Here is a 24,535-nt window from a genome sequence, read left to right on the forward strand (position 1 = left end):
TTTGCTCCCCCTTCCGTATTCTTCCGTGTTTCATTCCGCTCCCTCGATTGTTGGTGGTCCGGCGTAAGACTCAGCTTGCATCGCGGGTAAGGGCCATCCTTTGAACCATCCGCTCCTGTGAGCTTTCGTGACGATACGAACCGTGGCCCCTTCGCCAGCCAACAATGTGCATGTGGTGAGTTCGGACTCGTGCTTGGCAGCTATCGTTGCGGCGAGCGCGCACGGGTTTCCTGCTGAGATGACTCCGCGGTGTGCGTCTGCGGCGGCGAGCGCGGCGAGGTCTGCCGCGGTTTTAGCTCGCGCTTGGTCCGCTGCGGAGACAGCCCACATCGCAACGCTGAGCGCTGCCAGCAGGCCGAAGACCAAGAGGCCGATCACCAGCGCAGTAGCGGCACCGGTTTCCTGCGTCCAATCTTCGCGTGGGCTCTCCTTGCGGGAGCCATCTTCACGCGGTTGTTGTTCACCGGTTCTCAGCGGTTTATTTGAGCGCATCGCTGACTACCTCTTCAACGCGTGCTGTCGCGGTGGCTTCCACCGGGATTCCAGGGCCAAGGAGTTTCCATAGTTTGACGGTGTTCTTCACCTCAACGGTGACCCATTCGTTACTGCGTTGGACTCGGTGGGTCGCACCAGCGCCCGCTACTCGCGCAACGTCGACGTGCGCTCCCCTCGCTTCTTCCCTGGCCGCGATTCCAGCCGCGTGTTGGGCACGCACCTGCGCAGTCCCCACCGTCGCGACGGCCCCGACAAAGGCCAGCAACAGTACGAGAGCAGGCAGGAGGACAGCGAACTCCACTGTGACCGACCCCCGCGCCGCGCACCCCTGCCCGGAGCAGCGCTGCACCGCGTAACCCTGCGCCGCGTAGCCCCGTGCAGGATGGTTCCGCGTTTGCCGCATCGGGTCCGGCACTGCGAGCGTTTCCAACGGCTGCTTTACCATCACGCTGCGTGGGTGGGCGTGTGTCCCGCTCGGGTAGGCCCCTGTGCCGCGTGGGTGGATCTGCGCGCCACGCTTGCGGGTCTGGTCGGATGACGAGTTCATTGTGTCCTCCTGCCTGCTTGATGTTGTGCCGTCTATGAGCCGAGGGCCTTGGAGATCAACCCCATCAACATTCCCTTGACTTGGCCTCCGCTCAAGATCGTCACCAGCAGCCCCGCAAAACCAACGGCGGCGAGCGTGACGATCGAAAACTCAGCGGTCGCGATCCCTGCTTCGGGGTCGAGAATCTGCCGAGGTTGCGTCCTTCGCTGTGACTGCGGCTGTGTGTGCCGCAGTGGTTGTGGCTGTGGCGATGCGGTTGCGGTGCGGTTCTTTTCCATGTGGTCCTCCTGACCGTTTGAGGTGTCGTGGATCGTGTTTACTACCGGGAACTACCCGGTTCTTATCGGGTGTTGCCCCGATGTTTAGAGTCTTCCGGCTGCGGTGATACTTCTGGGTTGTGGAAGAGAATCTGTGGATGGCCCCACCTGGAATTCAGAGCCGTGGACAACGGAACTGTGTCTGCACTGGCACCTGCACCTACCCGCCCCGCATATCTGCCGGGCCTAGCACACGCCGTGAATGAAGAATGTGGCGTTATTGGCTCCACGGTTGGAGCGCGAGGGCTACCGGGATCACCCCGAGGCATATAAATGCGGGGAGGGCGCAGAGCCCGAGTGGGATCACCACGCGCACACCGAGGCGTTCCGCTTGGGCTTTCATCCGGTCTTCGTTCGCGGCGCGTTGATGTTTACTCGACTGTCTCAACAGTTCGGCCACGGGTGCTCCGGTGCTCCTGGAGACCTGGATGAACGAACCTAGCTGTTGAGCGTTTGGTGCGTAGCTGAACGCTTTTTCGCCTTCTATGCCCCACGCCAGGGCGGTAGCGACCCGGTTGAGCCCTAACGCGTTGCCGGTCGAGTTATCCAGCGTCGTCAACGCGTACTCGAGGGACATGCCTGATTCGATGCATAAGGCGAGGGCCTCGGCTACCAACGGCGCATATTCGGCATCCCCAAAATCATCCGCTAACGAACTCGCCGGATCGCGCGGCAAGTGATTCGTAGAAGTCCGAGCCGAAGGGCTAGCAACCTGTTCGCTGCCCCTGGGGTGCGTCGTGGTTAGGCGTTGCCTCCCGTTGGATCGCGGGGCCCACGCCATGATCGCCACAGCCAGCATCCCGGCACAGATCCATGCGCTCAGCGTCATCGTGGAACCTGGCTGCGCTGTAAGGATCAGTGTTGTCATGAGCCGGCCTCGGTGGTGTTGTAGGACATTTTTCGGATGAGGTGCCGCGACCATATGAGGGATGCGGCCCAGAGCAGGCAACCGGCGAAGAGGCACACGTGCCCTGCTGTGGTTGTGAACAGGGTCCCTACCGGGTCAGCTCCTAGTAGTTGCGCCATGAGGAGTCCACCCAGCGGCAAGAGTGCGAGAATGCGGCGGGTCGTCTGGGCAGCGGCTATCCCGGTGACTTGGCTGCGGATAGCCGCCGCCCGGGCTTGGGCGTGTGATGCCAGCGCTTCAAGCAATTCAGCATGAGCAATCCCGGTGGCTTCTGCCAACTGCTGGGCCCAGTACACGTGCCGCAGCATCGCCGGTAGTTCATGCTCATCCGGGTTCGTTCTCTTGAGGCCTGTAAGAGTCAATGGGGCGCCAAGAGCTATGCGCGATGCGGTCATTGAGGCGGCGTGATGCCACGCCTCTAGCTCACGCGTATGAGCCCGTGTTGAAGCGGGGCCGGCAGTTGCTTGGGTTTCAACCGCGAGTGCAGAGGTGAGGGCTTCCCACGCGTAGCGGTGGTGCGCGCCTGAACGCATGAGTGACGCGAGCGTTGAGATAACCCGTTGGGCGACGTCATAGGTGACTGCGAGCTCTTCGCTGGGTTCCCCACCCGCTTCTTCTTGCCGATCTTCGCGTGGCACTGCACGCCGCGATGTAGCCGAGGGGTGTTCAGATGCCTTGTCTGTTGATGTCTCCGGGTCGATGGATGAGGTGGCACGGGAGGCCGCGCTCGTTCGAAGGGAGGTTCCTGCCGGCGAGCGCCTGGCGCCCCACCCCTTCCATGACAGTATGCTGACGAATAGGAGTGTTGCGGCAATCCACGCGTACATCACGGCCGCTCCGCCTTCCCGGGGATCCACAGCCCGTCGGCACCCAACCCAGGTGCATCCACGCGTTGAGGGGCACCGGTTTCATCGGCGACATAGTGGACGTCAATCTCGAGCGAACCTTCTTTAGTGAGCCGTAGCGAACCTAGTGCGGACGGGCCTCGTCCGCGATCTGTTCGTTCCACGTGGATCACTGTGGCGATCGCGCTCGCTGCCTGCAGTGCCGTGGTGCTCGGGCGCCACCCGGCGAGCGACCCTAACGCGATCAGGCGTGCTGGGACATCGTTGATCGAGTTCGCGTGTACCGTAGCGCCCGCGCCGGTGTGTCCGGTGTTCAACGCCATGAGGAGGTCCTGGATTTCCGCGCCACGGCACTCGCCGACAATCAGCCGGTCCGGCCGCATACGCAGCGCCTGCCGTACGAGTTCTTGCAACGTGACCTCGCCCGTTCCTTCCGCGTTGGGTTGCCTCGCCTGCATCGAAACCGTATGCGGATGGTGGGGCCGCAGTTCACGCGAGTCCTCGATCATAATGAGCCTCTCGCTGGCCACACATTCGGCCAGCATCCCGGAAAGCAGAGTTGTTTTTCCTGCACCGGTGCCGCCGCTGATCATGAATGTTTCCCTCTGTTCAACCACCCGTTTCAGTACGGGAACCCAGGCTTGCTGCGGCCCCGCCAACATCTCGCCGAGCCGCGCTTGCGCCGGGCTAGGGACGCGGATCGATAAAACAGGCGCATCAACGATGGGCGGCAACACAGCATGCACTCTGTAGCCGTCCACCACCGCGTCGCCATACGGGTGGGCAGTATCCAACGCACGCCCTGCCCTGCCAAGCACCCGCACCGCTATACCCACAACCTCCGCAGGTTCCAACCACACCCCAGTTCGCTCTAAACCTGCCGTTTCATCGACCCAAACACAGCCATCAGAGGTCACCAGAACATCGCTCACCCCAGGCTTCTCCGCGAACTCCGCGAGCGGCCCCAAACCAGTCAGATTCCGTTGAACCGTTTGCGCAGCCTCACGTAAAGCACCCGGCCCACGCACCACCCCGTCCGAAGACAACAGGCTCGCGATCACCGACGGATCGGCCCGCTCACCCCGCTCGAGCAACTGCTCCCGCACATGGTTCGTCACCTCGTGCGAATACCCACCCCAGCCCCCGTGCCGCAGCACCGTCCGGCCATCCCGTTCACGTGGCGCCCCCATCAGGCTGCCCTCCTCGAACCACCGGCAACCATGTGTCCAATACTTCGCCCCTCTTCCATCTGCGGGATCCACAGTTTCCGAGCCAACGCCCGGGCACCCGCAACAACCCTGCGTCCCTGAATACTCCCAGCCCACGCCGCACCCACCTTCGCGGCCTCCGTACGAGAATCACAGCCACGCGGCCCAACCCCCACAACACTCCAACCAGGACCCACCACAAGACCACCCGCCCCACCACCAGCCGCCGCCCACGGCCTCTGCAAACACACGATGCGCTCGCCGTGCCGCCTCGCGCCGCCCGCTGCGCTCAAGGCGCGCAGAGAGACCGGTCCGCGATCGACGAGCACCACGTCCACGGCTCTCGAGAACGCGGCGACGGCAAGAGAAAGGCTCTCCTCCCCCAGTTCGCCGCCCGTATCGGGTGGGAAGGTGACAAGATATGCGCCCGCCAGCCGAGGCAATAGTTCAAGCGTGCTGGCCGCTGGGCCGTCTTCGATCGCGGCCAACACCGCCGGCCAGCGCAGTCCGCCCGGGGCGGCCCAACACGTGTCCGAGGACGGATCCGCGTCCAGGATCGCAACCGACCAGCCGTGGTCCCCCATCGCTTTGGCGGTACCCGCAACGACCGCCGCGCTATTGCGCGATCCGGGGCCATCGGCGATCTCGATAACCTGCCCCATGACCGGGCCGTGCCGGCTACCCCACACGATCTTGCTCAACAGTTCAGCACCCGCAGGCATCACGATCGGATGCGCTCCCGGATGCCTGGCCGCCGCCGCATACACCGCGGCGGAATCAATCCCAACGAAACATATCTCGGCGCCGCTGGTTACCGGGGGTGCCGCCGTGCGAGCACCACTCACTTCCACCAGGTGCGCCACAACATCAGGGTTGCCGCGCAACGTGCGCGCATCGTCTGTGTGTGCGTCGGTGAGTTCAAGTCCCAGCCCGTGCACCACCACGGCGGCTTCGCCCCGAACGTTACGGCGCGGACGGCCTCCGCCCATGCCACTGTTCCTCGCCGCCACGCCGCCCAGATTCTCCGGCCCTTTCGGCTCAGCTGCGGGATGCCACATCACGATGGGCTTGCTGGCCGGTGCACGCCGGTGCCGGTGGGTCTGAAGCATGCGTGTGGGTGCCGCACTTGTGCGCGGGTCCGCGCCAGAGGCCCGGCCTTGATCGGGGCCGGCGCGGCGCGCTTGAGACGCGCGCCTTTCCCGGGGCGGGCGGTGAGAGCGAGCATCGCCTGAGGTGTTGGTGAGAGTCCACATGCACCCAGCACAACGTATGTGCCACCCGAACGGCGCTGCACATCAAAAACTGTGGAAGAAGGGCGCTATCGACGCGCGTGTGGATTCCGGGACTAGCAGGTCCGCAGCGCCCTGCGCCCTTCACGCGAGCCCACGCCAATAACCGCCGTGGTCGCTACGTATACCTGTTTCAGGTTTTAGGCTTGACCTTCACGGGGTTGGCTGCCGGGCGCATCCACCCGGTTTCGAGCCAGCCGGCATCGGTGAGGATCGAGGTGAGAACGGTCGCGGTGAAGCCCCACAAGAGGCCCTGTTGCAGGCGGTAGGCCGGCATGCGGAACGGTTCTCCATTACGTTCGAATTCGGTGATGCACCGTACATCTTCACTCAAGAGGTCGGCCACGGGTGTGCGGAAAACATCAACGGATTCATTCACATCAACCGGGGCGACCTTGCTTGGTCTCTCCCACACCGCCAATACCGGGGTGACCTCGTAGCCGGACACGGTCGGTGTTACCGGTAGGGTCCCTAGAACCGTGACTCCTTCAGGGTCCAGCCCGGTTTCCTCAACTGCTTCACGCAACGCGGTATCGGCCAGTGTGGCGTCGCCTTCTTCCCAACCGCCACCCGGGAACGCGATCTGCCCTGCATGCGAACGCAAGCCGTCGCTGCGGCGTAGCAACAAGACATCCAGATCAGCGGGCACTACCTCGGAAGAATGCACCGCAGGCACCGAGTCAAGAGCACCAAACAACACCAGCACAGCCGCCCGCTTACGCACCGGGAACTTACCGCGCAACCGCGCATACATCGGCAACCGTTCAACATTTCCTTCTGAACCGCTTCCACCGGGCCCGCCTTCGAGGCCTGATTCACCCCCGCGCACGCCTGCATACATATCGACAACGGCCTGGAGTTGTTCGCGTACTGTGCTCATGCGTTCAGCCCGTACCCCATCGCGCGCAGCTGCCGGCGCGAATAACCTTCAACCATCAGCCGGTGCAGCTCTTCACGGCCCGGGGCGAGCTCGTACTTCAAAAGCTTCTTCGCCTCTTCCGGGTCGGTTTCCCCTTCGCCATACGATGGGCACCACTGCGCTACGGGGCACGCCCCGCACGCTGGCCGTTGGGCGTGGCAGATGCGGCGGCCGTGGAAGATGAGGTGGTGGGAAAGGTTGGTCCAGTCTTTCTTTTCGAACAGCTCCCCCACTTGGTATTCGACCTTGACCGGGTCGGTTTCCTTAGTCCACGCGAAGCGGCGGGCGAGCCTGCCAAAGTGGGTGTCCACCGTGATTCCGGGGTGCCCGAACGCGTTACCCAACACCACGAAAGCCGTCTTGCGGCCCACACCGGGCAGGGTTACGAGGTAGTCGAGATCGTCCGGGACCTCACCGCCGGTGTCTTCCATGAGGGTCCGGGCGAGGTTCTGGATGTTCGCGGCTTTGGTTTTATAGAAGCCCGTGGCCCGCACCACGTCTTCGACCTCGCTCAGGTTCGCGCCAGCCAACGATGCCGCGTCCGGCCAACGCCGAAACAGCTCCATGGTGACTTGGTTGACTTTCACGTCAGTGGTTTGCGCTGACAAGACAGTCGCTACGAGCAGCTCGAAGGGGTTCTCGAAGTCCAGTTCCGGAACCACGTACGGGTATTTCGTTGCCAGTTCGCGGTTGATTTTCCGGGCACGTCTCTTGCGCCCCAATGGGGTTTCGCGTTCCCACATCCGTTCCCGCTTCTCGGCAGGGGTGAGTCTGCGTGCCATGCCGGTGGTATCCCTTCCTTGGCATGCGCTGGCGGCATGCTCTGGTCTTGCGTTGCAGTTTCACGTTCCGGTTTCATACTCTGAGAGCATGATGCGTCTCACTTCACCCTACCGGTAGGCCACCGCTACGTCCCGCCTGATGCTCGTCTTGCACACCTGCCCGGTAACGGCCCCGTAGGCCGCTGCCTAGTGCGTTCTGTTTTGTGTCTGCTGATTTGCTCCTGAGAGAAAGCCCGTGTATCTCTATTTATAGGGTGACCTGCCTCACATAAGATGGAAGCTAAGTGATCCAGATCACCAACTGTCTTATCGCTTACTTGTCCTGAGGAGTCTCCATGTCAGAGAACACGGCAATGGATAACCTGAGCCATGAGGATCGCTCGTTCCCTCCTGGCCCGGATTTCGTGAAGAACGCCGTCGCACACGCAGACCTTTACGAGCGCGCCGCGCAGGACCGCTTGGGCTATTGGGCGGAACGTTCGCGTGAGGCATTGACGTGGGCTGAGGATTTCACCACGGTTCTCAACGATTCTGAGGCGCCTTTCTATAAGTGGTTTGAGGACGGCAAGCTCAACGCTGCGTATAACGCTGTGGACCGTCACGTTGAGGCCGGAAACGGTGATCGTGTAGCGATCTATTTCGAGGACGAGACCGGCGCGACGTCAACCTACACGTACGCCGAGCTCGCTACGGCCGTGAAGAAGGCCGCCAACGCGTTCAGTGAGCTGGGTGTTGGTTCTGGGGACCGCATCGCTGTCTACATGCCGATGATCCCGGAGGCCGTGATTACGATGCTGGCCTCAGCCCGCCTCGGCGCGATCCACTCGGTTGTGTTCGCTGGTTTCTCTGCGGATGCTTTGCGTTCGCGTGTGGATGATGCGGAAGCCAAGCTGGTTGTCACCGCTGACGGGAACTGGCGCCGTGGGAAGCCGAATCCGGTCAAGAAGGTTGTGGACGCCGCTCTTGAGGCTGATGGCCACACGGTGACTAACGTTGTGGTTGTACGTAACAACAAGGAAGAGCCTGAAACATGGGTTGATGGCCGCGATGTGTGGTGGCACGAGGTCGTGGAGAACGCTTCGGATGAGCACACCGCTGAAGCGTTCGAGGCCGAGCATCCGCTGTTCATCCTCTACACCTCGGGAACCACAGGTAAGCCGAAGGGTATTCTGCACACCACCGGCGGCTACCTGACTCAGGCCGCGGTCACCGCGAAAGACACGTTCGATCTGCACCCAGAGACTGACGTTTACTGGTGCACCGCGGACATCGGCTGGATCACCGGCCACTCGTATGTCACCTACGGCCCGCTCATCAATGGCGCCACGATGTTGATGTACGACGGCACGATGGACACCCCGGATAAGGGCCGTTGGTGGGATCTTGTTGAGAAGTACAAGGTCACCATCATGTACACCGCTCCAACCGCTATCCGTACCGCTATGAAGTGGGGCCGCGAGATCCCTGACGCCCGCGACCTCTCGTCGTTGCGCGTGCTCGGTTCCGTGGGTGAACCGATCAACCCGGAAGCGTGGATGTGGTACCGCGAAGTCATTGGCGCGAACAACGGCGCCGGTACGGATGGCGCGCCGGGCCCACGCAAGGAATACCCCGCCCCGATCGTGGATACGTGGTGGCAGACCGAAACCGGCGCCCACATGATCAGCCCGCTACCGGGCGTCACGGCAACCAAGCCTGGCTCCGCGCAGACCCCTGTTGCGGGCGTGACCGTCGATGTTGTGGACGATTTGGGCACCCCGCTCGGCAACGGCGAAGCCGGCCTGCTAGTGATCAGGGAACCGTGGCCGTCCATGTTGCGCGGCATCTGGAACGACCCAGAACGCTATAAGGAAACCTACTGGGACCGCTTTGGCGACATGTACTTTGCAGGCGATGGTGCCAAGAAGGACAAGGACGGCGACCTGTGGCTCATGGGTCGTGTGGATGACGTCATGAACGTTTCCGGGCACCGCCTCTCCACCACCGAAATCGAGTCTTCACTCGTCGCTCACGAAGCGGTCGCTGAAGCCGCGGTGGTCGGTGCCGCGGATGAGACCAAGGGCGAGGCGGTTGTCGCGTTCGTGATCCTCAGCGGAGACGCCGATTCCTGGCCTGAAGACATCACGGAACAGCTGCGCCAGCACGTCGCTACCGACATCGGCGCGATCGCCCGCCCGAAGGCCGTATTCGCAGTACCTGAACTTCCAAAGACCCGCTCCGGCAAGATTATGCGTCGCTTGCTCAAGGACGTCGCTGAAGGACGCCCAGCAGGTGATTCCTCGACGTTGGCGGACACCACGGTGATGAACCAGATTTCCGAATCGATGCGGAATAAGGGCTAATTCCTCACCGGGGTACCCCGACGCGCGTAAACGGCGTGGCTGGAAACTTCCCCGCCAGGCCACATAAAAACGATGCGGTGGACAGACGAACTGTCCACCGCATCGTCCTTTAAAACTTGCTGCCTTGTTACTCGCAGGAATCCGTCGGTTGATACTGGCAGGAACCGGCAGGAACCTACTCGCAGGTGCCTGTTGGCACGGCGGCGGTCCGGTTCGGGGCTTCGGCAACGATGGTTTTGAGTTCATCGTTGGTGATCGCATAGCCAACGTTGTCTTCATCCTTGGACTTAGCGAAGATCATTCCACTGAACTTGCCGTCATCATCCACGAGCGGGCCGCCAGAGTTACCGCGTTTGACGTCAGCGGCGAGCTGGTACACGTCCACAGAAGATGAGCCGTTGCCGTAAATGTTAGGCAACTGGGCCGCCGCGCGTTGCTTCACAGCGGCATGCGAAACCGTGTACGGGCCGCCGGCAGGGAAGCCCATGAACGTAGCGTGATCCCCAGCGCGCAGGGTTGGCCCCATCTCAAGCGGCTGCATTCCGAGCCCATCCACCGCGATCACGGCGATGTCTCTGCGTGGATCGAAGGTGACCGTCCGGCCCGTGAGTGCGCGACCATCCGGGGTCTCGACAACGGGTTGTTCGATGCCGCGCACAACGTGGGCGTTAGTGATCAAACGGTCTGGCGCGATCGCGAATGAGGTGCCTGTCTGGTTCACGCCACACGCGCTCGCGATACCGGAAACACGCGCGATGGAATCTTTCGCGGAGTGCTGCTGCTCAGTAGTCTGGGCGCCTTCCGGGATTGAGGCATGCGGTGACGCTGCAGGCGACGGATCCCCTGGGGCCGGGCCGGAAAGAGAGAGCTTCGGAACGGAGATTTCCGGCAGCTCGAGCGCGGCCACCGCCAAGCGAGCCTCGCCGAATGCGCGCTCCATAACCTCCGGCGTGGTGTCACGCACCGACTGAACCACTTTGGAATTAGCTAGCTGCGGCGAAAGCCACGGCATCCCCAACGCAGACCACGTGAACGCGAGAGCTGAAATAGTGATCCAGGTCGCCACGAAATACAACACGGAACCACCCAAGCGGTCCCACCAACGCGGGCGAGGACGGTCCATCCAACGCCGGATCTGCGCCGCCGTCGCTTCGCCGAGCCCCTGGCCGAGCGCCAACAAGACAGCGAATGTCAAGAATAGGCCGGCGGCACGCCACGCGGGGTCTTGAATCCAGCGGGCCATCAATGGGACGCAGAAAAACGCCGCGGTAGCCCCAGCCAGAAAACCCGCTGTGGCACCTAAAGAAACAAGGAACGCTTTACGCCAACCGGTCCATAACTGGGCGATGATCAGAATGATCAGAATCCAGTCGATGAGGTGCAGACCTAGAAACACCGCACCCCCTCCATGCGTCGCTACGTTCCTACGGCGCCACACGATTTCAGTCGCGGCGCTCAGTAATGTGGCACGGCACGCAACTTTACACGCACCTGCCGTGCTGAACATCCTAACTAAGCACGCACGGCCAACCTCACCTTCTTTGCAGAACGTTATGTAATTGTTTTCAAAATAGTGAGGCGCGGCCGAAATCTGCTTGCAAGACGTGTCATGCGGCACAATAGTATTGAACGAAGGCCATAAATCTGCAATTTCTGAAGGAGACCCATGGACATCGAGGTCCTTCGCCGGGCGCCGCTGTTCGCGCATCTGAGCGACGAAGCTTTCAACGTTCTGACCGAAGAACTCACCCAGGTCGATCTGACCCGTGGCATGTCCGTCTTCCACGAAGGCGATCAAGGCGATCAGCTCTACGTGATCATTTCCGGCAAGATCAAGCTTGGTCGCACCGCCGCAGACGGCCGTGAGAATCTTCTGGCCCTCCTCGGTCCGGGCGAACTGTTCGGCGAGATGGCGTTGTTTGATCCGCATCCGCGTAACGCGACAGCTACCGCCGTAACCGAGACCCACCTCGCTGGCCTGCGCCACGAAAACCTGCGCCGTGCACTCGCCACCAACCCTGAGGTTTCCGCGCAGCTACTGCAGGCGCTGGCCCGCCGCTTGCGCCGCACCAACGATTCGCTGGCAGACCTCGTGTTCTCCGATGTTCCAGGACGCGTGGCGAAAGCCCTCCTGGACCTCGCGGACCGTTTTGGCCGCCCGACTGCGGACGGGATCCTCGTTCCTCACGAGCTCACCCAGGAAGAGCTCGCTCAGCTGGTTGGCGCTTCCCGCGAGACCGTGAACAAGGCTCTGGCCGAGTTTGTGCAGCGCGGCTGGCTACGGCTTGAGGCTCGCGCCGTCGTAATCCTCGATGCCCAGCGCCTCCGCCAGCGTTCACGCTAGGCATCCAGGAGTCCTAGGTGTCCCGGCGCTGTTCAGCCGGATGGTCTGTCACGAGTTTGAGTCCCCACTCGAATCCGCCAACCATCCGGTGAATCAGCTCCATACGCCCGTGCGACCATGCACGCGGTTGTGACATGAACGCCACCAGACCGCGCGCATGGTTCACTTCTTCCATGACGGCCTGGATTGGCGGGGCTACAGCCTCAGACCAAGGTGCCGCGTTCTTCGTAGCCGAGTTCATCGCAGCCGAGTTCTCCATTGCTGCGCCGCTAGGGTCCGCATTGCCAGGCCATGTCCTGCCAGGCTCGATGCTGGATGCGGGACCGTCCGGTTCTGCGATCTGCTTGGCGGCCTCATCGCGGTCTACCGAGACCCACGCACCCCAGCCGTCGCCGCCTGGGGGTAGGGAGACTTCCTGACCTACCGGCAAAGCGATAGCGAATACGGTGCTCTCGACCCTGCGCAGAGCATAATCGGCGCTTTCCCACCGGCACACGAACCTCAACAGATCAGTGCGCAGTCCCCATCCGCGATGCTCAATCCATTGGGAAAACCGCGTGCTGTCCGCCTGGATCTCAGACCGTGCCGTGGTCCATTCAGCGCTACCGAGCGAATCCACGATGTCCACATCCGAGACCCCTGCAAGCAGGATCCCTGTCTCGAGGAACAACCCCCGTACCGCGGCCATCACCGAGCGGCGCGCACCTGCAACGTCATCGGTACCGATCCTGGCGGCCCATTCGCGTGCGGAAGGCCCAAACCATCGCACGTTGTCGTCATCGACCGGCTCGACCAGCGCCGATGGCGGCGCGATCGACCCCAACGGCGAGTCCGGTTGCCGCTGCGTAAGCCATGTGACCAGGCCGTGGGATTGCTGATCCAAAACCATGACCTGGCTCGCGTGCCGTACCCTCACCGGATGCGGATGCTCAAGCTCAAACCAGTTCCGGGCCGCGGCCCTCTCCCACCGTGGAACCGGATACACCCGGCGGTTCAGCGCCAAGGGGCGGTACAGACGCTTCAATCGAATGCGACGGTGACTTCGACTTCAACGGGAGAATCCAGCGGCAGAACCGGAACGCCAACCGCTGAGCGCGCGTGAGTGCCCGCTTCCCCGAAGATCTCACCCAACAGTTCGGAAGCGCCATTGACTACACCCGGTTGCCCCGTGAAGTCAGGAGTTGAAGCCACGAACCCGGTGACCTTGACAACGCGAGTCACACGGTCCAAGGAGCCCAGTTCCGAACGGATCGCAGCCAACGCGTTGATCGCCGCGGTACGAGCCAAGCCATACGCCTGCTCCGCGCTGACCTCGCCACCGACCTTGCCGGTTGCCGGCAACTGGCCGTCCACCATCGGCAACTGGCCTGAGGTCTGGACCGTACCGTTGAACGTCACCGCAGGAACATAAGCCGCCAACGGCTTCACAACCTCCGGCAACTCAATCCCTAACTCGCTCAGCCTCTGCTCGAAAGAGCCCTGCTTCCCGCTGCCTTCTTGACCTGCAGATGCCATCACAATCCCCCCACTCAACTCAGCTATATAGCTACGTGTTTATGTCAGTCCCGAGCGCTTACTCAGCTTCGAGTGGACGCTTAAAGTAGCCCACCAAGTTCACTGCCGGTGCGGAAACAATCTCAGCGCCGGTCGCCGGAGCCGCGGAACCAGCGGCAGGCATCGAAACAACCTGCACCAGTTCCCAGCCCTGCTTGCCGAAGTTATCCAAAATAGCTTTGGTGTTATGCACCATCAAAGGTGCCGTGAAGTACTCCCACTTAGTCATGCCTCTAAGCCTAACCCGCTCAACTACTTGTACGTGAGCGCTTCCGTACGCATGCAAGCTACATCCACAGACTCGTGTGAATACATCCACAGTCTGACCCGCTTCTAAGGTCCCTCCGGTACGCTAGAGCCTATGTCCCAAGGTAAGTCCCTCATGAGCACGTCTACCTCAACCGTGCGTAGACTCATCGGATTCTTGCTCGCAAGCGTCCTCGCTGGCGCGCTCACGGCAGGCACCCTGGTGCCTCTCGTGGTATTCACTGGCACAGCGACCAACATGGCTTCTGACGCTTACGCATCGATCCCGTCGTTCCCTAAGACCACGTCGGTGCCTGAGTCCTCGGTTGTTTATGACCGCAACGGCAAGGTCGTGGCGAGATTCTTCGCCCAAGACCGTAAGCCAGTCAAGCTCAAGAATATTTCGCCTTGGATGCAGAAAGCGATCGTCTCCGTTGAAGACGAGCGTTTCTACGAACACGGTGGTGCGGACCCGCGCGGTATCTTGCGTGCAGCTGTAGCTAACTTGGCGGGCGCTGGCGGCCAGCAGGGTGCGTCCACACTGACCCAGCAGTACGTCAACAACCGCAATATCCTCAACCAGATCGCTGACGGCGTTCCAGCTTCCGAGCTGACTATCTCCGGCAACAAGTCCGTTGCCGATAAGGCTCGGGAAATCAAGTGGGCCAACGAGATCGAGCAGACGATGAGCAAGGACGAGATCCTCGAGGGCTACCTCAACCTCGTCTTGTTCTCCGGAACCACCTACGGTGTCGAAGCCGCCGCGCAGCGTTTCTTCTCGATCCCTGCGAAGAAGCTCAGCATTGAGCAGTCCGCGATGCTCGCTGGCATGGTTCAGCGCCCGGGCTACTTCAACCCGCTCACTAACCCTGAAGCGACCAAGCAGCGCCGCGATGCCGTGTTGAGCCGTATGTTGCACAACGAGGCGATCACGAAGGAACAGTACGACAAGGCTGTCAAGAAGGACTTGGGACTGAAACCTTCTGACACCAAGTCAGGCTGCACGGCCGCGAAAGAAGCCCCATACTTCTGCACGTACGTGTACTGGGAAATCTTGAAGAACCCGGAGTTCGGTAAGACCCAACAGGACCGCGAATACCTGCTCCTCAACGGTGGTCTTCAGATCCACACAACCTTGGACATGAAGCTGCAGAAGGCAGCGAATAAGCAAGTCCGCGAGGCAGTTCCAGAAGGCGATAAGGGCGGCTTGGGCTCCGCAATCGTCTCGCGTGACAACAAGACCGGCGACATCCTCGCGATGGCTCAGAACACGCGTTTCGGAACCAGCGAGAAGAACCCTGCCGCCTACACCGAATACAACTTCACCACTGACCGCTCCCACGGCGGCTCCGGTGGCTTCCAGGGTGGTTCTACCGCTAAGCCGTGGACTGCGATGGCCTGGATCGAAGCCGGTAAGAGCGTGAAATCCACCGTCAACGCGTCCCGCCGTGACTACAGTGGCACGTCGTGGGATGCCTCGTGCCTGCCGGGCAAGCGGTACAAGATCTTTGAAGAGTGGGACGTCGGTAACGCGATCGCGAACCAGCACAAGAACATGCCGATGAATAAGGGCCTCTACTGGTCCATCAACTCCGCGACCGTCGCTGAGGCCTACCAGTTGGACTTGTGCGACATCACCTCCGTCGCTGAGCGTATGGGCTTGCTCGAGGGCCAGGTCACAACGCAGGGTGAACCTGCTGACGCTAAATCACTGGCGTCCTCCGGCCCTTCGTTGGTTCTTGGCGCTCAGCCCGTGACACCTCTGGCCCAAGCACGCGGTTTCGGTGCCTTCGCTAACAAGGGCATGATCTGCAACAACCGTGTCTTCACCAAGATCAAGGGTGCTGACGGAACCAAGTACAAGGTTCCTGAGCCTGAGTGCAAGCGCGTCTTCGAAGAAAACGACGTCTCCACTCTCAACAGCATCCTCACTAAGATCGCCCGCGAACGCGTGGTCATGGGCCGGTTCAGCGCCCCTACCGGCGGTAAGACCGGTACTAACGACAACGCGACCTCAACCTGGTTTGCCGGCTACACCGAAGGCATGACGACTGTTGCCTGGATTGGCCGTAAGGACGGCACAACCCAGCTTGGTCTGAACAACGGCATCAAGCTGCGCGGTATCCCTGTTCGCAAGGGTGACTCGATGACGCACGCTGGCCCGATGTGGGCTAAGTACATGGCTCAGGTGTACCAGAACTACGATCACGGTCGGATCCCGAACGAGGTCAAGCAACCGCACGCCTCTTCCTCCGATGACTCTGATGAAGAGGTAGACAGCATGCCGGCTCCGTCCTCCCCGAGGCCGTCCCTAGGCTCAGCGCAGGGCGAGACGGCTTCGGTTGAGTCCTCCTCATCTTCAGACTCGACGCAGTCCTCGACGACGGCATCGTCGTCCGGCTCCTCTGCCCCTGCTTCCTCGCGCAGTGAGTCACGTGGTGCCTCACGCAGTGAGAGCTCGAACCCTCCTCGTAGGAACGAGCAACCGGCTAGGGAGAACAACAACGGCAACAGGGGTAATTCTGGCCAGGAGGACGACTGATCCTGTGCCACGACTGAAACGTTGTGCCGTCTATGCCAGCGGCGCGGCGGTAGCTTTGAGCTCCGTCATCGCCGCGAAGGCCGCGTGGAATGCGCTGGATTTCCAACTCGAAGAGCACGCCGTGCCCGTTCTGGAACCGGGTGCCCGGCCGGTCCGTCTGCTACACATTTCGGATATCCACATGGCTCCCGGGCAAAGCGCGAAAGCTATGTGGTTGCGTTCCCTGGCTGACCTGGAACCGGACCTTGTGATCAACACGGGCGATAACCTCGCCCGCCACAACGGCGAGGGCCCGCTCATCGAGGCGCTCGCACCGCTGCTTGAGCGTCCCGGCGCGTTCGTTCCGGGTTCGCACTGCTACCACACCTCGCGGCTGAAGAATCCGCTCTCCTACCTCAACAAGAAGCGCCTAACGGGTGAAAAGATCCGTTATGCACGCAAGGACGAACTCGATTGGCGGCGGATGCATGCCGCATTCGAAGACGCCGGCTGGGTCAACGCCGCGAATGCGAATGGTTGGATCAAACTCCCCGCAGCGAAGACATCGGGTGGTGCGGGCTCTGAGCCGCACTCAGGGTCAGGATTTAGGAATGCTCAGGAGGCCGCGTCGGCTACGCGCTGGGTCGCGGTCTCCGGGGTTGATGACCCGCACATCGGGCTGGATCAGCCCACGGGCTGGCCGGAGCCGACCATGGAACAGACCATCGGGACGGTCGCGTTCCGTTTAGGGCTCACGCACGCCCCCTACCGGAGGGTTCTGAATCAGCTCACGACGGCGGGCGCTGACTTGATCTTGGCTGGCCACACCCACGGTGGTCAGCTTGCCCTACCGGGTTTCGGCGCCGTGGTTTCCAACGCTGATATTCCGGCGGGCCGCGCGGCTGGGCTGGGTGTGTGGATCGCAGGCCGCAAGCGCACCTATTTGAATGTTTCCCAAGGTATTGGGGCGAGCCGCTTTGTCCCGTTCCGCACCGGTTTCAAACCGGCCGCCTCCCTCATCACCCTGGTTGCCCGCGAGGTTTGATCTCGCTGCTTACGCGTAGGGCTCTGACAGCGGGGTGAATTCGCGGCCGGTGAGGCGCTCGTACGCTTCGACATAGCGCCGGGAGGTCGCCTCAACAATCTCGTCTGGCAGCGCTGGTGGGGCGGTATCGCTGGCTTTGTCCCAACCGGAGGCTTCAGAAGTCAGCCAATCGCGCACGAACTGTTTATCGAAGGACGGTTGCGACTGACCCGGCTGATATTCCGCGGCGTCCCAGAAACGTGAAGAGTCTGGGGTGAGAACCTCGTCGCCCAAAACCGTGCGGCCTGTGACGGGGTCTTGACCGAATTCGACCTTGGTGTCGGCAAGGATGATGCCGCGTTCGCGCGCGATCTTCTCGGCCCGCGTATAAACATCCAGGGTTAGCTCGGCGAGCTCTTCGGCTGCCTCACGGCCAACTCGGGCAGCCATCTGCTCGAACGTGATGTTCTCATCGTGCTCCCCAACCTCAGCTTTAGCGCTCGGGGTGAAGATCGCTGGCTCCAGCTTGGAGCCGTCAACCAGGCCCTCGGGCAGCTCGATGCCGGTCACGGTCTGGGTCTGCTTGTATTCAGCGAGCCCCGAGCCGGTCAGGTAGCCGCGGGCGATGCACTCGATCGGGTACATATCCAGCTGCTGGCAGATCATGGCGCGATGCGCTACAGGCTCCGGCACGTCCGTGGAGAGTACGTGGTTGGCAACGCCTGTGAGTTGTTCGAACCACCATAGGGACAGCTGGGTCAGCACCTCACCTTTATGGGTGATGGGCGTGCTCAGCACGTGGTCGTATGCGCTGATGCGGTCGGAGGCGACCACCAGGACGCGGTCGGTGATGTCTGGATCTTCCGGGACGTAGAGGTCACGCACCTTACCTGAATAGGTGTGCTTCCAGCCTTCCAGTTGGATCGGATTGGTCGTGTACCCGCGCGCTGCTTGATGGTTCGTGCCCGTCTCACTCACTGTGCGTCTCCTTCCTTGGATGCGCCTTGGCCTACGCCGACGCTCGGGACGGTGATCTCGCCGCGGGCGGCTTTCAGCGCGATGTCGCTGCGGTGTTGCGCGCCGTCGAAGCTGATCTTGCCTACGCCTTCGTATGCGGTTTCACGGGCTTCGTTGAGGTCTTCGCCGAGCCCTACGACGGCGAGGACGCGCCCGCCTGCGGTGATGAGCTCGCCATCCTTGTTGAGTGCGGTTCCGGCGTGGAGGACGGACACGGCATCGTCAGCTTCAGCGGCCTCAACGCCGGTAATGACATCGCCTTTCGAGGAGGACTCGGGGTAACCGGCCGAGGCCAACACGACCGCCACCGCGGTGCGTTCATCCCATACGAGCGGCTCGATCGTATCGAGCGTGCCACGCGCCGCAGCGAGCAGGATGCGCCCCAACGGCGAGCGCAGCCGTTGTAGTACCGGTTGGGTTTCTGGGTCGCCGAAGCGGGCGTTGAATTCGATGACACGCAGCCCGCGGCTTGTTACGGCAAGCCCGCAGTAGAGGACTCCGACGAACGGGGTTCCGCGGTTCTTCATTGCCGCCAGCGTCGGTTGAGCGACGCGTTCCATGACCTGGTCGACAAAGTTCTCCGGTAGCCACGGCAGTGGCGTGTAGGCGCCCATGCCGCCGGTGTTGGGGCCTTCGTCGTTGTCGAAGATGCGTTTGAAGTCTTGCGCCGGTTCGAGTGGGACCGCGTTGGTGCCGTCGGAGAGCACGAACAGCGAGACCTCTGGGCCGTCGAGGAATTCTTCGATGACTACGCTTCCGCCGGCTTCAAAGCAGGCTTGGGCGTGGGCGAGCGCTTCGGCTCGGTCGGAGGTCACAACAACGCCCTTGCCTGCCGCGAGACCATCATCCTTGACGACGTAGGGGGCGCCGAAGGTATCGAGCGCATCGGCGGCTTCTTCAGCGTTGACAGCAACCCGCGCCATCGCGGTGGGGACCTCGGCCTCGGCCATGATTTCTTTGGCGAAGGCTTTGGATGCCTCAAGTTGGGCCGCGGCCTTCGATGGGCCGAACACCGGGATGCCGGCGGCAACGAGCGCGTCGGCGGCACCTGCAGCGAGCGGGGCCTCGGGGCCAACGACCACCAGATCAACCGCGAGCTCACGCGCGAGCGCTACGCACGCATCGGGATCTGTGGTGCTCAGTTCGTGGACGGGCACATCCGCGGCGATTCCGGCGTTACCGGGGGCGGCATGCACCTCGGTAACGGAGTCATCACGCAAAAGCGCACGGACAAGGGCGTGTTCGCGGCCGCCTGGGCCAATTACCAAGACCTTCACAGTTATCCATCCTATAGATTCCGCGCCGCATATTCTCGGAGTAGCGCAGTGCATTACTGCAGTGCACTACCCCGGTTGCCCGGCGGCGCCGTGGCCCCGCCCTGCAGTAACTGGTGCACTACCCTGGCTGTATGACTTCAGATGCTTTCACTCCTTCGGATCCGCACTACAACCCGGACCGTTCGATCACTGCCGCTGACGCCGTTGAGTTGGCGCATGTGACCCGTAACGGTGCGGTGGAATCCAGGCACCTCGGTGTCCTTGCCGTGGTGGGTCCTGATGGCGATCTTGTGGCTTCGCTCGGTAACCCTGAGGCTCTGATATTCCCGCGTTCTACGCTCAAGCCATTCCAGGCTTTCGCCTCCTTGCGTGCCGGCGCTGAGTTGGACGATGAGGAGCTCGCATTGGCGTGTGCGTCTCACCAGGGTGGGGTGCGGCATCAGGAGTTGACTGAGCGGATGTTGGCTGAAGCCGGGCTGGATGCGGGGGCTTTGAAGTGCCCGGATGCGATGCCGCGCGATAAGGATGCCCGCCGCGAGAGGATCAAGCAGGATGCCGGCCCGGATAAGCTCGCGTTCAATTGCTCGGGTAAGCACGCCGGGTTTTTGAAGGCAGCGGTCGCTAGTGGCGCGGACACGGGTTCGTATCTTGACCCGGAGCATCCTGTTCAGCAGGATGCGTTGCGGCTTCTGGAGGTTCTGAGTGGCGCCCCGTTGGGTGTGGTGGGCGTCGATGGGTGCGGCGCCCCGGCCCCGCAGCTCACGGTCACGGCTTTGGCTCGCGCGGTTTCCCGCTTATCCTCAGGCACGTTGCCTTCGGATGAGGGTTTCACGGATGAGGATGCGGCGTTGTGGTCCCGGATTGCTCCGGCGATGCTCACCCACCCGTGGGCTGTTCACGGCGAGGGTGAGGAGAACACTGTCACGATGCAACGCACGGGCGTGGTCGCCAAACTGGGTGCTGAGGCCGTGTTAGTTCTGGGCACCAAGGATGGTTATGGCCTTGCGTTGAAGATGCTCGATGGCAGTGACCGCGCGAACACCCGTGTTGGCTTGGATGCGTTGGTTGCGTTGGGGCTTGCTGATCCCGATGCGGTTGCGGCCGCGCTCGCTGAGTTGGATCGGCCTGTTTTGGGTGGCGGTGCCCCGGTGGGTGAGGTCCGTAGTTCTGCCGCGGTGGCCCGATTGTGCCGGGGCTGAGCGCCCGGTGACTGGCTTATGTCGTGAATGAGTGCGCTCGGTCACATGAAACGCCTATGCTGGGGTTAAGGTAACTCGGTCCTGGTGGCCGCATACGGCGGTTGCCAGGGGCCTTGGGGAGGTTCGTGTGGCACAGAAACGTAAGATCTCGGTTGAGCAGGGCGAAGCTGCTGTTGCTGCGTGGCGCAATGACCGTCAGAGCCTTGATAAGAAGACAGAAGCGATCGCTGTCCGTTATGTTTTGCAGCTTCTCACGGAGAAAGCTCCGGGCGGTTCGGTTGAGGTGCGCGTTCCACCGCATGGGGCCATCCAGTGCATCGAAGGTACCTCGCATAAGCGTGGGACCCCGCCGAATGTTGTTGAGATGACCCCGGATACGTGGCTTCAGTTGGCGACCGGTTCGCTCGAATGGGCCGATGCCGTGGACCGCGGACTCGTGGATGCATCCGGTACCCGCAGCGATTTGAGTGAGTTCCTGCCTTTGTGCGAGGCCTCCCTCAGCAACTAGCGGTCCGGCATGCGGCGTTGCGCTCGCGTGCGCTCCCAACGCCGCATGCACGCACAACTGGGTAGGCTTGTCTTTATGACTGAAAAGCCGATCGAGAACCCTGCATCTTCCGCGCGCCCAGCTGACATCCCAGCCGACGGTCTAGCTGAGGCAGGCTCCGCTACTGAGGCTCAGCAGCCGGTTGAGTTTGAGGTTCGTGTTGCACCTAAGCCTGGCGCGTTCATGCTCACCGGCGGTGTGCTCGGTGTGATTCTCGCGTTGATTTCGGCCTGGTTGCGTGGTGGGACCGAGGACCACTCGATGGGGGCTGTTTTCGGTTTCCTCGCTGTACTGTTCGCGATCGTCGGCGTCGGGGTCGGTGCGATCGTCTTCTTGATTTTCGACCGCGTGGGTCGTAAGCGCACTCAACACATCTACGCAGTCAAGGAAACCGACCAAGAAACCGGCAGTGGTGTGACAAAATAGGCCGCATGGCTCGTGGCAACGGAATGCTCAATCATGACCTCCTCCCTGATGAACGCCCCGCACAGGAAGAATGCGGTGTTTTCGGCGTGTGGGCGCCGGGTGAGGACGTAGCGAAACTCACCTATTACGGCCTCTACGCTTTGCAGCATCGAGGGCAAGAGTCCGCCGGTATCGCGGTTTCCAACGGCGAGCGCATCAATGTCTATAAAGACATCGGCTTGGTTTCGCATATTTTTGATGAGAACACTCTCAACGCGTTGTCGGGCCACATGGCGGTGGGTCACTGCCGGTATTCGACGACGGGCGCGAATAAGTGGGCTAACGCTCAGCCCACACTCGGGCCGACCCCGTTCGGTACGGTCGCTCTGGCTCACAACGGCAATATCACGAATACGCGTGAGCTCTCCCGTTTGATCGGTGAGCTGCATGGTGAGGAAACGCGCGGCGAGGTCCGGGCGGGTAACACGACTGATACCGCGCTGATCACCTCGCTGTTAGATAACAACGCCCACGATTCCCTTGAGGCTACGATCGCTGAGCTTTTGCCTCGCTTGCGTGGCGCGTTCTCTCTTGTGTTCATGGATGAGCACACGCTGTATGCCGCGCGTGACCCGTGGGGTGTTCGCCCGCTGGTTTTGGGGCGTCTTGAGCGCGGCTGGGTTGTCGCGAGCGAGCAGGCCGCGCTGGCCACGGTGGGTGCCAGCGTGATCCGGGAGATCGAGCCGGGCGAGATGGTGGCGATTGACGCTAACGGTGTTCGCACGACCCGTTTCGCTGAAGCCGACCGTGCCGGTTGCATCTTCGAATACGTGTACCTCGCCCGCCCGGATGCGACCATCCAGGGGCGCAACGTGTATGAGTCCCGTGTTGAGATGGGCCGCGTTTTGGCGCGCGAGAACACCGCTGATGCCGACATCGTGATCCCGGTCCCGGACTCCGGAACCCCTGCCGCGATCGGTTACGCGGAAGCCTCCGGCATCCCGTTCGCGCACGGTTTTGTGAAGAACGCGTATGTGGGCCGGACTTTCATTCAGCCGACCCAGACGCTGCGTCAGCTGGGTATCAAGCTCAAGCTCAACGCGATGGAGTCTGTGATCCGCGGCAAACGCGTGGTGGTTGTGGATGATTCGATCGTGCGCGGCAACACACAACGCGCGGTGGTGCGTTCACTACGTGAAGCCGGTGCGGCGGAGGTCCACGTGAAGATCTCTTCCCCGCCGGTCAAGTGGCCGTGCTTCTACGGGATCGATTTCGCGACCCGCGCCGAGTTGATCGCGAACGGTGCCGATGAAAAACAGATCGCGCAATCGATCGGCGCTGACTCGCTAGCCTATATTTCAGAAGAAGGCATGATCGCCGCGACCGAACAGCCACGCGAACAGTTGTGCACCGCGTGCTTCACCGGCGAGTACCCCATCGCGCTTCCTGACTATAAAGACCTCGGCCCGGAGGTCAGCGAACGTGACCCGGGCCGCCACCCGGAAATCGCAGAGAAACGTGCGCAGGCTCGCGCGCAGGCCTAAGCCCTAGCCCTGAGCCCTACCCCAGAGCCCTAGCCGCCCTTCAAACAAAGGAACTGAAACCCCATGAGCTCCCTTGATCAGCAACCCATTACCTATGCCGATGCTGGTGTGGACGTTGAGGCCGGCGACCGTGCGGTCGAGCTGATGAAGGCCTCCGTCAAAGCGACCCACTCCCCTGCCGTAGTGGGCGGTGTAGGTGGTTTCGCGGGTATGTATGACGCCTCTGCTCTGTTGAAGTACAAGCGCCCACTGCTCGCTTCCTCGACCGACGGTGTGGGCACCAAGGTCGCTATCGCTCAGGCGATGGATAAGCATGACACGATCGGTTTCGACCTGGTCGGGATGGTTGTTGATGACATCGTGGTGGTCGGCGCTGAGCCGCTGGTCATGACTGATTACATCGCGTGCGGCAAGGTGGTTCCTGAGCGGATCGCGGCGATCGTATCCGGTATCGCGGAAGGCTGCCGCCTGGCTGGCACCTCGCTCGTGGGTGGCGAGACCGCTGAACATCCTGGCCTGCTGGGCCCGGATGAGTACGATGTGGCAGGTGCCGCAACCGGTGTTGTTGAGGCTGATGCGATGCTCGGCCCGGAACGGGTCAAGGCTGGCGACCGCGTGATCGCGATGGCTTCCTCCGGTATCCACTCCAACGGCTATTCGCTGGTACGCCGCGTGATCCACGCCGCTGGGTGGGACCTGAACCGTGAGGTCACCGAGCTCGGCCGCACCTTGGGCGAGGAGTTACTCGAGCCGACCCGTGTCTATGCCGGGGACTGCCTCTCGCTCATGCGTGCCCTCAACACCGAACCAGAGTCCCCAGAGGCGCCGTTGCGTGGCTTCTCCCACGTGACCGGCGGCGGCCTGGCAGCGAACCTCGCCCGTGTTCTACCAGCCGGGCTCGCCGCGACTGTGGACCGCGGGACGTGGCAGCTTCCGCCGATCTTCTCGCTCATCAGCGAGCTCGGCAAGGTTCCGCAGGATGACCTCGAACGCACCCTCAACGTCGGCGTCGGCATGGTCGCGATCGTCGCCCCCGACGCCGCGGCGGACGCGATCGCGCACCTCAACGCTCGCGGTGTGCAGGCGTGGGACACGGGTGAAGTCACCGAACTCACTGACGAGATCCGCGCGGATGAAGCCACCGTCCAGGGTGCTAAGGGCGTTGACGGCGGCGCAGTACGGCTCGTCGGCAACTACGCGGCCTGA

The 24,535-nt window shown here is 62.1% G+C and carries 24 protein-coding genes; 9 read left to right on the top strand and 15 right to left on the bottom strand.

Translation table 11 applies throughout. The features are described 5' to 3' along the window. Window positions 1-30 precede the first annotated feature (30 nt). The 9 genes from J2S67_RS07530 to nth all read right to left on the bottom strand — a co-directional run bounded on the left by J2S67_RS07530 (window position 31) and on the right by nth (window position 7,309). Entirely contained in the window at window positions 31-492 is a 462-nt protein-coding gene (locus tag J2S67_RS07530; protein WP_052048752.1) for an Rv3654c family TadE-like protein, read from the bottom strand. Next, entirely contained in the window at window positions 479-1,042 is a 564-nt protein-coding gene (locus J2S67_RS07535) for a TadE family type IV pilus minor pilin (protein ID WP_310247732.1), read from the bottom strand. The genes J2S67_RS07530 and J2S67_RS07535 overlap by 14 nt, the downstream gene beginning before the upstream one ends. Before the next feature lie 32 nt (window positions 1,043-1,074). Beyond that, a complete protein-coding gene (locus tag J2S67_RS07540; RefSeq protein WP_035757832.1) occupies window positions 1,075-1,320 on the bottom strand; it encodes a DUF4244 domain-containing protein in 246 nt (81 codons plus the stop codon). A 256-nt stretch (window positions 1,321-1,576) separates the two neighbouring features. Continuing rightward, the gene (locus J2S67_RS07545; RefSeq protein WP_310247737.1) at window positions 1,577-2,227 is read right to left on the bottom strand and encodes a type II secretion system F family protein; all 651 of its coding nucleotides are present in this window, start codon (window positions 2,225-2,227) and stop codon (window positions 1,577-1,579) included. Continuing rightward, window positions 2,224-2,904, bottom strand: coding sequence for a hypothetical protein (locus J2S67_RS07550; RefSeq protein ID WP_310247739.1), 681 nt, complete (start codon window positions 2,902-2,904; stop codon window positions 2,224-2,226). Before J2S67_RS07550 ends, J2S67_RS07545 begins: the two co-directional genes overlap by 4 nt. Before the next feature lie 188 nt (window positions 2,905-3,092). After that, window positions 3,093-4,301, bottom strand: coding sequence for a CpaF family protein (locus J2S67_RS07555; protein ID WP_052048742.1), 1,209 nt, complete (start codon window positions 4,299-4,301; stop codon window positions 3,093-3,095). Continuing rightward, window positions 4,301-5,308, bottom strand: a complete 1,008-nt coding sequence (locus J2S67_RS07560) for a hypothetical protein (protein ID WP_035757829.1) — start codon at window positions 5,306-5,308, stop codon at window positions 4,301-4,303. Before J2S67_RS07560 ends, J2S67_RS07555 begins: the two co-directional genes overlap by 1 nt. A 433-nt stretch (window positions 5,309-5,741) precedes the next feature. After that, window positions 5,742-6,488 carry an NUDIX hydrolase gene (locus J2S67_RS07565; protein WP_310247745.1) on the bottom strand — a complete coding sequence of 249 codons (747 nt, stop codon included), beginning with the start codon at window positions 6,486-6,488 and terminating at the stop codon, window positions 5,742-5,744. Continuing rightward, window positions 6,485-7,309, bottom strand: a complete 825-nt coding sequence (gene nth / locus J2S67_RS07570) for an endonuclease III (protein ID WP_370991866.1) — start codon at window positions 7,307-7,309, stop codon at window positions 6,485-6,487. The genes J2S67_RS07565 and nth overlap by 4 nt, the downstream gene beginning before the upstream one ends. A 335-nt stretch (window positions 7,310-7,644) precedes the next feature. On the opposite strand from nth, the gene acs reads away from it, so the two are divergent. Next, a complete protein-coding gene (gene acs, locus J2S67_RS07575) occupies window positions 7,645-9,651 on the top strand; it encodes an acetate--CoA ligase (protein WP_310247747.1) in 2,007 nt (668 codons plus the stop codon). A gap of 175 nt (window positions 9,652-9,826) precedes the next feature. Here acs and J2S67_RS07580 read toward each other — a convergent pair whose 3' ends face one another. Continuing rightward, on the bottom strand, window positions 9,827-11,047 hold the full coding sequence (locus J2S67_RS07580; RefSeq protein WP_052048739.1) for a MarP family serine protease: 1,221 nt from the start codon (window positions 11,045-11,047) through the stop codon (window positions 9,827-9,829). Between the two features lie 270 nt (window positions 11,048-11,317). Here J2S67_RS07580 and J2S67_RS07585 point away from each other — a divergent pair, with 270 nt between their 5' ends. Next, the gene (locus J2S67_RS07585) at window positions 11,318-11,995 is read left to right on the top strand and encodes a Crp/Fnr family transcriptional regulator (RefSeq protein WP_070491989.1); all 678 of its coding nucleotides are present in this window, start codon (window positions 11,318-11,320) and stop codon (window positions 11,993-11,995) included. 13 nt (window positions 11,996-12,008) lie between these two features. On the opposite strand, the gene J2S67_RS07590 is transcribed toward J2S67_RS07585, so the two are convergent. From J2S67_RS07590 to J2S67_RS07600, 3 genes are read right to left on the bottom strand one after another with little or no spacing between them, the layout of a single operon-like run. Beyond that, window positions 12,009-13,019 carry an NUDIX hydrolase gene (locus tag J2S67_RS07590; protein ID WP_156961829.1) on the bottom strand — a complete coding sequence of 337 codons (1,011 nt, stop codon included), beginning with the start codon at window positions 13,017-13,019 and terminating at the stop codon, window positions 12,009-12,011. Further along, window positions 13,016-13,510 (bottom strand): RidA family protein, encoded by a 495-nt coding sequence (locus J2S67_RS07595; RefSeq protein ID WP_052048736.1) that lies wholly within the window; start codon window positions 13,508-13,510, stop codon window positions 13,016-13,018. The genes J2S67_RS07590 and J2S67_RS07595 overlap by 4 nt, the downstream gene beginning before the upstream one ends. A 58-nt stretch (window positions 13,511-13,568) precedes the next feature. Beyond that, entirely contained in the window at window positions 13,569-13,778 is a 210-nt protein-coding gene (locus J2S67_RS07600) for a hypothetical protein (protein ID WP_035757824.1), read from the bottom strand. A 132-nt stretch (window positions 13,779-13,910) separates the two neighbouring features. Between J2S67_RS07600 and J2S67_RS07605 the strand changes: the two genes are divergently transcribed. Then, window positions 13,911-16,337 carry a transglycosylase domain-containing protein gene (locus J2S67_RS07605; RefSeq protein ID WP_310247756.1) on the top strand — a complete coding sequence of 809 codons (2,427 nt, stop codon included), beginning with the start codon at window positions 13,911-13,913 and terminating at the stop codon, window positions 16,335-16,337. A gap of 4 nt (window positions 16,338-16,341) precedes the next feature. Then, window positions 16,342-17,361 (top strand): metallophosphoesterase, encoded by a 1,020-nt coding sequence (locus J2S67_RS07610; protein ID WP_052048733.1) that lies wholly within the window; start codon window positions 16,342-16,344, stop codon window positions 17,359-17,361. 9 nt (window positions 17,362-17,370) lie between these two features. On the opposite strand, the gene J2S67_RS07615 is transcribed toward J2S67_RS07610, so the two are convergent. Continuing rightward, on the bottom strand, window positions 17,371-18,318 hold the full coding sequence (locus J2S67_RS07615; RefSeq protein ID WP_310247763.1) for a phosphoribosylaminoimidazolesuccinocarboxamide synthase: 948 nt from the start codon (window positions 18,316-18,318) through the stop codon (window positions 17,371-17,373). Next, window positions 18,315-19,634 carry a phosphoribosylamine--glycine ligase gene (gene purD, locus J2S67_RS07620; protein WP_052048731.1) on the bottom strand — a complete coding sequence of 440 codons (1,320 nt, stop codon included), beginning with the start codon at window positions 19,632-19,634 and terminating at the stop codon, window positions 18,315-18,317. Before purD ends, J2S67_RS07615 begins: the two co-directional genes overlap by 4 nt. 131 nt (window positions 19,635-19,765) lie before the next feature. On the opposite strand from purD, the gene J2S67_RS07625 reads away from it, so the two are divergent. From J2S67_RS07625 to purM, 5 genes are all read left to right on the top strand, one after another. Beyond that, a complete protein-coding gene (locus J2S67_RS07625) occupies window positions 19,766-20,833 on the top strand; it encodes an asparaginase (RefSeq protein ID WP_310247769.1) in 1,068 nt (355 codons plus the stop codon). Window positions 20,834-20,960: 127 nt separating this feature from the next. Next, window positions 20,961-21,341: a sterol carrier family protein gene (locus tag J2S67_RS07630; RefSeq protein ID WP_310247771.1), complete on the top strand. Its 381-nt coding sequence runs from the start codon at window positions 20,961-20,963 to the stop codon at window positions 21,339-21,341. Window positions 21,342-21,416: 75 nt separating this feature from the next. Continuing rightward, on the top strand, window positions 21,417-21,806 hold the full coding sequence (locus J2S67_RS07635; protein ID WP_310247775.1) for a hypothetical protein: 390 nt from the start codon (window positions 21,417-21,419) through the stop codon (window positions 21,804-21,806). A 5-nt stretch (window positions 21,807-21,811) separates the two neighbouring features. Further along, entirely contained in the window at window positions 21,812-23,329 is a 1,518-nt protein-coding gene (gene purF, locus J2S67_RS07640) for an amidophosphoribosyltransferase (protein ID WP_310247777.1), read from the top strand. A gap of 63 nt (window positions 23,330-23,392) precedes the next feature. After that, window positions 23,393-24,535: a phosphoribosylformylglycinamidine cyclo-ligase gene (purM, locus tag J2S67_RS07645; protein WP_310247778.1), complete on the top strand. Its 1,143-nt coding sequence runs from the start codon at window positions 23,393-23,395 to the stop codon at window positions 24,533-24,535.

It is taken from the genome of Pseudoglutamicibacter albus (assembly GCF_031458175.1).
Taxonomy (GTDB): Bacteria; Actinomycetota; Actinomycetes; order Actinomycetales; family Micrococcaceae; genus Pseudoglutamicibacter; species Pseudoglutamicibacter albus.